Source organism: Synechococcus sp. PCC 7336 (assembly GCF_000332275.1).
Classification (GTDB): Bacteria; Cyanobacteriota; Cyanobacteriia; order Thermostichales; family PCC-7336; genus PCC-7336.
This window is the reverse complement of record NZ_CM001776.1, coordinates 3,052,720-3,065,066: the sequence shown is the minus strand read 5'-3', so window position 1 is coordinate 3,065,066 and position 12,347 is coordinate 3,052,720. Positions and strand designations below refer to the sequence as shown.

The window sequence follows — 12,347 nt, the reverse complement described above, 5'->3', positions numbered from 1 at the left end:
GCTGTGGAGATAAACTTATAATCCCTAATTCAGAAAAATGTAATCGTCAACCCCAAGCATCGGCGGGCGCTTAAAATTCAAGATTGTGTCAAGGAGCTTTACTCTATGTGAACTTTCTTGCAAAGGTCACAATTTAAGTGTAAATACTAAGTAGCATGATTTCGGTTGGCTGAGGTTTTGAAGGCTTTGCCTGATAAGTGCCTTATTCAATTACTGATTGCCTGCTAAATGTCTTATGGTTGCCTTGCTTCTTCGTTTGGCGGGTATAATCCTGAAGAACCTTTGCTTCGCCTCATAGTTGGTGGAGTGTATAGGTTCGCTCTGTACGACGGCGGCTCGTAGACTGGCAATAGCTTGGTAGCGCCGTGAACCTTCTTGCTTAGCAAGAGAGACGAGGGTCAAACCTCGTGATTTGGAGGAAAAATGTTGGGACTGTGGAGGGCACTGTAGCTTTGAGAGATGAGATTGGCGGCTAAAGCTGAGCCTTGAAACCAATCTCAAGCAAGTATCAAGTCTTTGCTTCAATCGATGACTCCTGCAGCCTGCTTCTGACGAAGGTGGCAGAGTCTTTGGCTACATCACCAATTATGAGTAGTATTCGTACTTCTCACATGCGGCTATTGTCTTTTTTGAAAAGAGAGAACGACACAATGGGTGAATTTCGTACCATTAATGGCCTTGGCAACAACATTGCCAACCCTACCTTGGGTGAGGCTGAGACTGAATTAATTCGGCTGTTTGACCCCGCCTTCGAAGATGGCATTAGTGTCCCGCGCGGTGGAGAATTTGATAGCTCTACCCTGCCCAATCCCCGCACCATCAGTAATATTGTTGTCGAACAGGAAGGTTCGATCCCCAATTTCCTCAGTGCCAGCAACTGGCTGTGGCAGTGGGGACAGTTTCTCGACCACGATCTCGATTTGAATGAGGCTAGCGGTGCCAGCCCCGCAGAAGACTTCACGCCCATTCCCGTGCCCCAAGACGATCTCAGCGATCCGTTCGTCCAAGACGGGATTACGGAACTGCCGTTTATTCGAGTGCCGGCAGCAGAAGGCACCGGAGAAACGACTCCGCGCGAAAACATTAACGAAATCACTCATTTTATTGACGGTTCGAACGTATACGGCTCTGAAGACGAGCGGGCGGAAGCCTTGCGTGCTGGGTCTGGCGGGCTGCTGGCTACATCTGCGGGGCCGGATGGCGAAGTCTTTTTGCCATTAAACGATGCCGATAACCCCATTGCCAATGCCAATGCCCTTGGTTTTCCAGATGAGATTCTTTTCGTTGCTGGCGATATTCGTGCCAACGAGCAAACCGGCTTAACGGCGGTCCACACCTTATTCGTGCGCGAACACAATCGCTTCGCTGGAGAACTGGCAGAGCGGTTGGATGCGGGCGAAGCAGCGTTGGCAGAGAAATACGACGAGTTTCTCGCCAGTACTGATTTAGTGGGCGAAGAAGCCTTAGATGAATTCTTGTACCAGTCGACCCGCAAGGTGATTGGAGCTCAACTTCAGTTGATTACCTATCAGGAATTCTTGCCTCTATTGATTGGCGAAAACCTGCTGGATAGCTACGAAGGCTATGACCCAACTGTCGATCCGAGTGTCAGCCAAGAGTTCGCGAATGCTGTTTTCCGCTTGGGCCACACTCTGCTGACCGACACCCTACTTCGGGTGGACGGAGAGGGGGTTTCAAGTGCCACTCTCGCTGCATCCTTCTTCAATCCGTTCGAGATTAATGCTGACGGTGTGGATTCGTTGCTGACGGGTCTGACCTTGCAGACGGCTGAAGAACTCGACAACATGATTGTTGACGGGGTGCGCAACTTCCTCTTCCCGGGGGCTACCGGCGGGCTTGACTTGGCTTCGGTCAACATTGCTCGCGGTCGCGAAGTCGGTCTGCCCAGCTATACCGAGGTGTACAACCAGCTTTTCCCCGACGCCCCTATCGAGAGTTTCGACGATCTGCCTTTCTCTGCAGAAGTGCGAGCTCTGTTCGAGGCAGCCTATGACTCTGTCGGTCAAATCGATCTTTGGATTGGGGGAATCTCTGAGTTAACGGCTGGCGGCAATCAGTTGCTCGGCCCGACATTCGATGCGATTCTGACCGACCAGTTTGTGCGCCTGCGGGATGGCGATCGCTTCTTCTTCCTGGATGAAGGAGAGCAAGCCCACTTAGACGTTCTAGCTCCAGATCTGTCTGAAACTTCCTTGGCTAGTGTCATTGCAGACAATATCACTGATGGCCGCTTCTTCGTCACCGATGACGCCTTCATCAACCCAATTGAGAACACCATCACCGGTGGCGCTGGGGATGACAGGCTTTCCGGGAGTTTTATAACCAATGACTTAATCTTTGGTGACGCCGGTAATGACAGAATTGAGGGTCGGGCTGGCGATGATTACCTGCTCGGCGGTCTGGGTGACGACTCCATCAGGGGTAAATTCGGCGACGATGTCCTGCTCGGCGGCGATGGCGATGACACCCTGAAGGGCAATTTCGGCGAAGACAGATTACTGGGCGGCGATGGCGATGACTATCTGCTCGGTGGCGTCGGCAACGATTTGATCAAAGGGGTTGGCAGTCAATTGGGTGCCAATGACTTTGACAAGATCCGGGGAGGAATTGGAAGTGACACCATTATCCTCGGTGAAAAAGGCTCCGTCTTCTATGAAGGCGATGGTTTCGCTACGTTGATCCTCTTCAACAAAAATAAAGATGTCGTTGAGCTAGTCGGCGAGGCAAGTGACTATCTGTTGGTCACTGGCAGTGGGTTTAAGACAACTGACTTGTTCCTAGATGCCGATGGTTCGGGCGCTCTCAGTGACGCAGACGATCTGATTGCTGTATTCCAAAACAAGCGGATCTCTGACTTCAGTAAAGGCTTCGAGTTCGTCAGCTAAAATCCAGTTCGGCGATCGGGTCGATCTTGCCAGTGTCTCTGTTTCGCAAAGGCACTGGCAGTATCCAACTCCGTTGGAGAAACTGACCGAGTTGGTGTTTAGTTCTTCCAGTCCGAGAAGATACAGAACCGGTTTGCAGGTCGATTGTGGCTTGCGAACCGGTTTTGTATGGGCATCAGCGTTTTGTCAGCCGTTAGTCGTCGTAAATCAGGCACTCGCTTGCATCGGGATTTTCGTCGCAATACACTTCCAAGGGCGATTTCTTTGGGGTCGCCTTCTGATGGCTCGCTTCAGCCGTCAGCTCTTCCACCGCATCCCAAGCAGCACGACACTTGGGAGAGTCGGAGCCCAGCTCTTCGCAAATGGCACGAGCCTCTTCAGTCGCAGTTTGGATTCGATCTTGCAGAGTAGTGGTCATAGTTGGAGTCCTTTCAACAGAAATTGCTTGATGAACGGGGGACAGAGGGTGAGGATGTCGATAAGTTAATTGTATCCTTCTGCAGCAAAGTCCTACATAGAAAGGGTTTGAGCTTATTAAATCGATCGCGTTTGCAGAGGTTATCATTTGAGCTCGGGTGTCCCATGCTGTCACGGGTGCAAAATAACGCCAACTTCGGGCTCTTGTCCGCTTTAGGCGATCTAAAAATATTCTCCAGGATAAGCACTCAACAGGTATAAAATTATCTTTTCAAGATGAAGCGTTTGGCCAAAAGATCTAGCCCAGTCCGGCCAAACATCTGTCGCTTCAGCATTTTTAGGCGGTTGTTTAGCCCCTCAACGGGTCCATTGCTGACATCGAGAGTTAGACCTACTTTAACCGCATCGGTAGTCCCCAGATTAAGGATAAGATCTCGAGGAAACTTTAGTCACTCATACCCAATGCCGAATTGCCCAAGCTGTGAGTCAAAGGCAGCGGTCGAGAACGGTCGATCCATTATGGTAAGCAAAATCACAAAAGCGCTATGATGTGCCCAAATTAAGATCTGTCCGAGCATGGAGCAGAGTGGTGGCTAGACGTCGGAGTTCCCGCAAACAAAAGCAAGCCTCAACGACTCAACCCTTTACCCCTCAGACACCTGAAAGCAGTTCCCCAACCGCAGAGGTGTCTGGATCGGAAGTGCCTGCGATCGCGCGAGCTGGGGAGAAGGAGCAACAACCCTCAGCACAACTGGAAGCGGCTCGAAGCGATGCGATCGCCACTTTGCAGGCCGATTTCGCCCAATTAAGAACAGATCTCGACGCTCTGCGAGACGCCTCCGATCGCTGGTCTAGCTTGACAGGTTTACAGACAGAAGTGGCTACTCTTCAAGCCAGAATGACTGAAATTGTCGGAGAAGCTCCCGACGCCATTCAATTCAACACTGAAGCCGTTGTCATTTTAGAGCGGCAAGTTGCAGAACTCAGCCAACACCTGAGCGACCTTGCTGATACCCGAGAAGCACTCGTCCAACTGCGCGCCGAATTCGCACAATTGCAGCAGCGAGAGGAGCCTCAAGCCGCGAGCGCCCCTGCAGATATTGCTCGATTGCGATCCGATCTCGATGCTCTCCAGCAAAGACTCAGCCAACCCTCGGAGATTGAGGCACAGCTAGAGCAACTGTCAACCTCGATTTACGGGTTGCAATCGACCGTCACGCCTCTAGAGCAACAACTGCCCGAAGCCATTCGGTACAACACTCAATCCCTTGTCAGCTTGCAGGAACGGCTGGAAGTTTTAGAGCAGAAACAGGCCGCGAACGACGCTAAAGAGGATGGAGTGACAGGCGAAGCGATCGCCCAATTGCAGTCACAACTCTCGCGGTTGGAAGAACAACTCGAAACGCTCGATCGCGGTATCCAGCACGATACTGCGGCGATTGCCTCCACACGGGAGGAGCTCGCTCAAATGGGCAATAGCTTCAATACGAAGGTCGAGCAACAGGGAGCGGCGATCGAGCGACTCCAAATGGATATGAGCGGTCTGCAGGCGGCGATTGCCAGCAAGTCGGAGGCAGCCGATCGAGAGGAAGTGGCGCGATCGCTGCTAGAGTTGAGCTCCGAGTTTTCTCGTCTCAAAGAGCAATTGCCAGAAGCACTACGCTACAACACTCAATCCATCGTTAGTTTGCAATCATTAATCTCGGATCTGGAAACCAGAGTTGAATCGGGAAATATTGCGGGCAATGTCGAGGATCTGAAAGCAGAAATTGAGATTCTCAGACAGCAACAACGGTGGTTTCGGCTGGGGTTATTATCGAGCCTAGGGGTGGCGATCGCGGCGCTGGCGGCTGCAACTAGCCAATTCCTTCAACCACCCATTTTATGAGCCGCTCAGACAAAGCCCATAGTCATTCCGAACGTATCTCGATAGAGGTGCCTAGCCCCATCCCCTAACCTCTTTCCCCTCGCGAAGCGTGGCGTCAGCCGTAATTTTGGCGGAAGGGGAACCAAACGGTAGATTGCGGGTTTGAGGCTGTTGCTCCCCTCTCCCAAAATTGGGAGAGGGGCTGGGGGTGAGGGCAATGCAGCACCATCAAACTCAGGTTTTAAAGTCACAATTCTATCAGCAAGATGTATGTTTACTGCTGGAAAGTGACAGAACAGAAATCCACTCTATAATAAGGGTCGAAACGACCCCAAATTCAGCTCGGTGCCGTCTTTTATGGTCATTGTCCAACCATCTTTCAAACCAACACAGTCTATCGGAGAGCAGCGCGTCATTTTTCGCTCCCTGAGTTGGCAAGCCTATCAACAGATTTTGCACGCAGTAGGCGCTCGGCGCTCGGCACGGCTAATTTACGATCGCGGCACCTTGGAGATAACCATGCCCCTGGAAGAGCATGAATTCTATAGCGAGCTCATCGGTCGTTTCATTTATTTTTTAGTGTCAGAACTGGGGCAAAAAATTAAAAGCTTGGGATCGACCACACTGGATCGAGAAGATTTAGACCGAGGAGCAGAACCTGATAAAGCTTACTACATCCAAACCCAGTCTAAAGTTGCTGGCAAGAAGATTGACCTAAACCGAGATCCACCGCCAGACCTTGTAGTGGAAGTGGATATTACCCATACCGATATTGATAAGTTATCTCTTTATGCTGCTATAGGCATATCTGAGTTCTGGCGCTATCAGGGCCAAGTTTGGTGTATCTACCAACGGGACGGCGATCGCTACCAAGAGGTTGAAACCAGCCCGACTTTTCCGTTCGTACCAAAAGCAAAGCTGTATGAATTTCTAGCTGAAGCTGAGATAGATGAGATTCAGGCAGAACAAACTCTACGTCAATGGGCGAGACAGCAAAAACAGAATACGCAATCAAACATTACCCCGAATTCTCCGCGAGAATAGAAGCAAGATCGGACCGTCAGGATCGTTTAGCAACTCCTCCTCAACGTCTACTCCCGCGATCCGGTGCCGCCGCTGTCCGAGCGATCGGCGGAGTGGAGGGATGCCATGCTGCGGGAGAAGGGAATGGAGAGATCGGGGAAATGAGTGTTTGCAGAGCAGCGCTCGGTTGTGAGAAGCTGGCAAGATCTGGAGGGACTGAATCAGATAGTTAACATGAACCTGCAGCAGCAAATACCGCATCTGCGGTCAAATCCAAATGGGGAAATACTCCAGAAATCAGCTTTTCCCCCACCACAAATCGCCGCATTTGATACTCTTCACTTTCAAGCTGACAGATTGTAATAGTCGGCTGCTTGGGTTGACCAATGTGGCGCACTGCACCTAGGGCACGGAAATCAACCAGCCAATACTCTGCAATGCCCATGGCTTCATATTCTACAAATTTATGACCGCAATCATCTCGCCAGTGGGTACTAACCACCTCAATGACCAGTGGAGACGTTGCACCGTACTGAATCACCGAAGCCGCTGGCCAGCAAGGTTCTTGCTTCAATAACTCGCGATTCAGTACTACGACATCTGGCATGTAGCCCGAGCCTTCTGCCTGAGGCTTAATTAGGCAGGTACGAGGAATTGAATAGGGCAATTTGCTTCGCCGAATTTCAAAGTTGAGTTCTGCTCCCAAAAATCCACCGATATTCTCATGTGGACCAGTTGGTAACATCTCAACCACAACCCCCTCAATCAATTCATACCTGCGGCCATCGTCTGGATACCACTCCAGGAAAGCCTCAAAAGTCATCGGGCGCGCTACCGGTGCCTGAACCATAACGGTTTCTCTCCCCTTTCCACTGCTCCACTCCATACCAATGATTAACATCCTCATTGCGATCGAGGAAAGTGGTGCAACATCTTTCACTACGTTAACCTAAGGCGAATGACTTCAAGCAAAGATCGCAGTGCGTTCGCTCTCCGTAGGTTAACCCTATGGTGTAAAAGGAAGTGCGGTGAGCAAAGTCAAGCATCTGCTTGAACAAGCCAAACATCAAGCGAGGAAGATGTGTATGAAGCTTACCAAGAAATCCAAATCATACTTTGATGCATTAGTTTATGTCTGTATTGATGTCTACAAACGAACTTATTCGGTAGTACTTCGCATGAAGAAAATAGAAGTAGATCTCTTGCATGAATAGACTCTGGAAATGAAGCCATAACCTGCTGCGCCTAAGAAATTAGGCCAACAACTGTGCAAACTCTTTCCAGGAGTCATAAACCGAGTCTAGTCTGAAATCCGTAGTTTTGATAAGACATCGATTAGTCCCTCTCACTAGCGCTGTCGATCGCTGCATTCGCCCCCTAAATCCCCCATTCTGGGGGACTTGGCGACAGTGCTAGCTGGGGTTTGGAGACGGGGAAGACGAACCGGCGAATCAGCGGTCATTAAAGTTGTAGAACGAAGCCAATAGCCTCTCACAAGTCCCCCACTGGTGGGGGATTTAGGGGGCCGAGTGCAACGCCTGAAAACTCCAGCTCTCAACATGGATGCGGTTTAATTCATAGTGCCACTGAGCTTATTGCTGCGCTCGAGCATGTTGAAAAGCGATCGTCGATTAGATCTCAGAATTTTGAACCATCTCATTTCTGCTGTAGAGATCGCACCCATCAAACCGTATCCGGGTCAACTCCCAACTCCCTGAGCTTTTCAGCGAGGCGATCGCTTCTCTGCCGAGCTAGCTTAGCATCCTCCTCTGGTGTGGGGACTAATTGCCCGTCTGGGGTGAAAAAACGCAATTGAGACTCATGAATACCTAGGTATAAATCGAGCTGGCGGCTCCAAAGCTGGCCTGCTTCATTAGCAGAGATGGTCTCGTAAGTGCCACCAATTAATATGAAGCCTGCGAACTCCAGCGTGTTTGGGTCAAACCAGAAATATTCCGGCGTGCGAAACGTATCTTGATAGAGTTGCTTTTTCGTTTCGCGATCGACTTGAGCTGTGCTCTCCGACAAAATCTCGACGATCGCATTGGGGTATTTGCCCTCTTCCTCCCACACCACCCAACTTTTGCGAGATCGCCGCTCCGTTCCCAAGACAACAAAGAAGTCTGGTCCTCTAAAGTCTCTGGATTTAATTTGTTTGGGACTGAAATATATCGTCAGATTGCCAGAGGCAAAATAATCATCTCGGTCTTGCCAGAGCCAATCTAAACAGCTAATCAGCAAAAGCATTTGGCGCAAGTGGGCATCGCTTTCCATCGGCGGCTCGTCGCTGTATAGCTCTCCCAATGGGAGACTCAAGCTTGCAGGGGCTTGAGGGTCTTGCGCAGTAACCATCACTCTTGCTCTGGCGGTACGCCTAGCTTAGCGTGGATTCCCGAGGCAGACGGGAGCTGGGCTCTGCCCAGCGCGGTTTAAACAGGGTCGGGCTCCTCAATAATTGCTAGAACTCAGTCTCCACAATGGGCTGAGTCACTTTCGACTGGCTACCCACAGAGGGCTGCTGAATCCCATTTCTTAAAACTCCAGAAAGGAATGAGATGTAACGAATTAAACCTATATTGCGAAAGCTTGAGTTTTTATAGGTAGATAGTATAAGTCTAATTTTATGAATGCCTGCTACTATCGCGCATGAGCAACTCGTTAGCGCTCGCAGCTGTCACAACTACCCTGCAAAACCCGATCTTTCTGGGCATTCGGGATGAGTTAGGCAGTGGTCGCATTACTGCCTTGCCCTTGGACAAAGCCCGTAGTAATTCCGAAGGGAATCAGGTCAATCTGTTCCTGTACCACACAGCCCCCAACGTCGCGTGGGGAAACATACCCAAGCCCGTACAGGCCAAGCGGGGTACAACGGAAAAACCGCCCTTGGGGCTGGATCTCTATTTCTTAATCGCAGCCTATGGCGAGAACGATAGCGAGGTGAAGAGCCATCGCTTACTGGGGCGGGTCATGAGCATTTTGCACGACCATCCCTATCTCGATCCGACTGAAATTGAGGCGGCGACTGCGACCGAGCTACCTAAGAGCGATCTGCACCAACAAGTTGAACGCATTACCATTACTCCCCAATCCCTCACGTTTGAAGAGATGTCACAAGTGTGGCGGGTGTTTCAGGCACAGTATCGGGCTTCAGTGGCCTATCAGGTATCGGTGGTGTTGATTGACAGCAGGCTATCGTTGGATCTGGCCCTGCCAGTGCTGCCGCGCCTGCCCGAAGAGCGCGGGGCGAGCGCCCAGGTGGGGATTGGGGGTCCCAGGTTGCAGGAGGTAAGCTTACCCAATCGCCAGCGCAGTGCGCAGTGGGGGAATACCCTAACGATTCGCGGTAGCGATCTCGATCGCCCGGAGATTGCGGTACGGTTGAGCCATCCCCGCTTATCGGAGCCGATTGTCTTGACTCCCTTGCCGGAGCGGACGGAATCGGAGCTGCGGGTGCAACTGCCCAATCTGGTTGATTCGCCTCAGGCTGCAATCCAATGGCTCGCTGGATTTTACACCCTGTCTCTAACGATGCCGCGAGATCGGGGCAGTTGGTCTACGGATGCGTTACCGCTGGCGATCGCGCCCCAAGTGCTGACTGTGGCCCCTCTCACAGCCCCTGTCGGTTCCCTGACCCTGACGCTGACCTGCGTGCCCCAGATTCAACCCGAGCGGGAGGTGCTGCTGCTATTTGGCGATCGCGGTATTCCGGTGTTGGAGATCGAGCCCGCCCCCGATGGGACGCAGCCAACAACTTTGCGCGTTCAGATACCGGATGTCCGTCCCGGTGTTTATGTGGTGCGGTTGCGGGTGGATGGGGTCGATAGTATTCCCGTAGATTTCACAGCTCGTCCGCCAGAGTTTGCCGCTAACCAAACGGTTGCCATCACAGCGTAACGTTACAGTTGGTGAGTTGAACTCGGGGCGAGGTCGATTGCGGCAATACTAGGAACAGGATTCAGGCAGCGGTGTCATGACTGATTTGGCGGCATGGCAGGCGGGAAACGCCAGTTACCTAGCAGCAGCGATCGCCTGGTTGCGGCTACGGCTCCAGCACGCGAGCGCAGACACGACGGTGACCGAGGAGGAGACTGCCAAGGCAGAAGCGAAGCTGTTGGACGTGGAAGCGATGAAGCCAGCTCCGGCGGCGATCGCACTGAGTTCTATCTTTGGATTGACGCGGTTTGAGCTGTCCTTGTTATTGCTCTGTGCAGCGATGGAACTGGATACGGAAATCGCTAGTCTTTGTGCCAAAGTTCAGGGGGATTCTCAGCCGTATCCAACTTTTGCGCTGGCGTTTGGTCTGTTCCATAACCCGGCTTGGGATGTGGTGTCGCCCGAGCGACCGTTGCGGTCGTGGCGATTGATCGAAATTCATCAGTCGGGCGTTCAGCCTTTGACAGTCAGTCCCCTTAAAGTGGACGAGCGGATCGTCAACTACCTCAAGGGTTTGAATTATCTGGACGATCGCCTGAATTCACTGTTAGCGCCGTTGCCAATCCCAGAGTCGGAGGAGTCTTCCTATCGTTCGCTGGCAGCTTCGCAGCAGCAGGTGGTGGAGGCGATCGCGCACCCGCTACAAACCGTAACCCACAGGCGATCCTTGCCGATGATTCAACTATTGGGCAGCGATCGCGCCAGCAAACAGGGGGTGGCGCTGTCGGTGGCAGATCGGTTTGATATTCCGCTGTACCGAATGCGGGTGGAGCTATTACCCAGCCAAGCGTCCGAGTTGGAAACTTTGGTTTGCCTCTGGCAGCGGGAGGTGCAATTGTTTCCGGCGGCGTTGTATCTGGATGGGCAGGTGATGGAGGGTGGCAATTCTGCCAATAACCCTGCTGCTGCCCTGCATTACTTTCTGGACAGTACGCAAGGTTTGTTTTTCCTGGATGTGAGGGAGCAAAGCGGGTTGCTGGAGCGTTCGACGCTGTCGTTTGAAGTGGCTAAGCCCAAGCCAGACGAACAGTTGTATGCCTGGAAACAGGTGTTGGGTCGCACGAAGGAAGAGGGTGGGGCGTTGTTGGCCAGTCAATTTAATTTGACTCTGGCTGATATTCGGGAGATTGCGGCAACAACTGAGGCGGAAATGGGCTTAGCACCGGATCGGAAAACAGCCAAACAGCCATCGAAATCTCAGGGGGAGTTGTTGCGCGATCGCCTTTGGGCAGCTTGCTTAGTCCGCACTCGTCCCCGTTTGGATGCGCTGGCTCAGCGGCTCGATACTAAAGCAACGTGGAATGACATTGTGTTGCCGGAGGCTGAAACTTCGTTGCTGCGGCAGATTGCGGCGCAGGTGCGGCATCGCAGCAGGGTGTATGACGATTGGGGGTTTCGCGATCGCATGAACCGAGGGTTGGGGGTGAATGCGTTGTTTGCAGGGGAAAGTGGAACGGGGAAAACGATGGCGGCGGAGGTGATTGCTAATGAGTTGCGGCTGAATCTGTACCGGATCGATCTGTCGGCGGTGGTGAGTAAGTACATTGGGGAAACGGAGAAGAATCTGCGGCGGCTATTTGATGCGGCGGAGGATGGAGGGGCGATTCTGTTTTTTGATGAGGCGGATGCCTTGTTTGGCAAGCGCAGTGAGGTGAAGGACAGTCACGATCGCTATGCCAATATCGAGGTGAACTATCTGTTGCAGCGGATTGAGGCTTATCGGGGCCTTGCTATCCTTGCTACCAATCTGAAGAAATCGATGGATAGTGCATTTCTGCGACGGCTGCGATTCGTGATTGACTTTCCGTTTCCGTCGTTGGAGTCGCGCCAACAAATGTGGCAGAAAGTGTTTCCGCCGCAGACGCCAGTGGACGTGTTGGCTTACGATCGTCTGGGGCGGATGAATTTGACGGGGGGCAGCATCCACAATATTGCGATTAATGCCGCTTTCCTGGCGGCTCAGGAGAACGCATCAGTCGGGATGCCCCACATTTTGACTGCCGCCCGCGCTGAGTTCCGCAAGCTAGATCTCCCAATTTATGAAGGGGATTTTCGGTGGGAAGCTCCAGTGTTGCTTGAGCTGGAACGATAGGCTTTAGGATTGTGGAGCATTGTTTATCCTAGGAGAATGGCTGCTAAAGACCGATTTCACGAGCTCGTCAAAACAGCGCAGCTAAAGTAGCTTATTGAAATCGGTTGAG

The 12,347-nt window shown here is 52.0% G+C and carries 8 protein-coding genes; 5 read left to right on the top strand and 3 right to left on the bottom strand.

The genetic code is table 11. From position 1 onward, the window contains the following. The first annotated feature begins 650 nt into the window (after nt 1-650). Nucleotides 651-2,906, top strand: a complete 2,256-nt coding sequence (locus SYN7336_RS26070; protein WP_017326727.1) for a peroxidase family protein — start codon at nt 651-653, stop codon at nt 2,904-2,906. A 193-nt stretch (nt 2,907-3,099) separates the two neighbouring features. Here the strand turns inward: SYN7336_RS26070 and SYN7336_RS14765 are convergent, their stop codons facing one another. After that, a complete protein-coding gene (locus SYN7336_RS14765) occupies nt 3,100-3,324 on the bottom strand; it encodes a Calvin cycle protein CP12 (RefSeq protein ID WP_017326726.1) in 225 nt (74 codons plus the stop codon). Nucleotides 3,325-3,912: 588 nt separating this feature from the next. On the opposite strand from SYN7336_RS14765, the gene SYN7336_RS14755 reads away from it, so the two are divergent. Beyond that, entirely contained in the window at nt 3,913-5,211 is a 1,299-nt protein-coding gene (locus tag SYN7336_RS14755) for a hypothetical protein (RefSeq protein WP_156820164.1), read from the top strand. Nucleotides 5,212-5,547: 336 nt separating this feature from the next. Then, complete coding sequence (locus tag SYN7336_RS14750; protein ID WP_017326723.1) at nt 5,548-6,234, top strand: Uma2 family endonuclease; 687 nt, start codon at nt 5,548-5,550, stop codon at nt 6,232-6,234. A 208-nt stretch (nt 6,235-6,442) separates the two neighbouring features. Here the strand turns inward: SYN7336_RS14750 and SYN7336_RS14745 are convergent, their stop codons facing one another. Then, a complete protein-coding gene (locus tag SYN7336_RS14745; RefSeq protein WP_026101029.1) occupies nt 6,443-7,063 on the bottom strand; it encodes a Uma2 family endonuclease in 621 nt (206 codons plus the stop codon). Between the two features lie 833 nt (nt 7,064-7,896). Next, nucleotides 7,897-8,565: a Uma2 family endonuclease gene (locus SYN7336_RS14740; protein WP_017326721.1), complete on the bottom strand. Its 669-nt coding sequence runs from the start codon at nt 8,563-8,565 to the stop codon at nt 7,897-7,899. Between the two features lie 294 nt (nt 8,566-8,859). Between SYN7336_RS14740 and SYN7336_RS14735 the strand changes: the two genes are divergently transcribed. Further along, nucleotides 8,860-10,107, top strand: a complete 1,248-nt coding sequence (locus SYN7336_RS14735) for a DUF4255 domain-containing protein (RefSeq protein ID WP_017326720.1) — start codon at nt 8,860-8,862, stop codon at nt 10,105-10,107. Nucleotides 10,108-10,183: 76 nt separating this feature from the next. Then, the gene (locus tag SYN7336_RS14730; RefSeq protein WP_017326719.1) at nt 10,184-12,238 is read left to right on the top strand and encodes an ATP-binding protein; all 2,055 of its coding nucleotides are present in this window, start codon (nt 10,184-10,186) and stop codon (nt 12,236-12,238) included. Nucleotides 12,239-12,347: the final 109 nt, after the last annotated feature.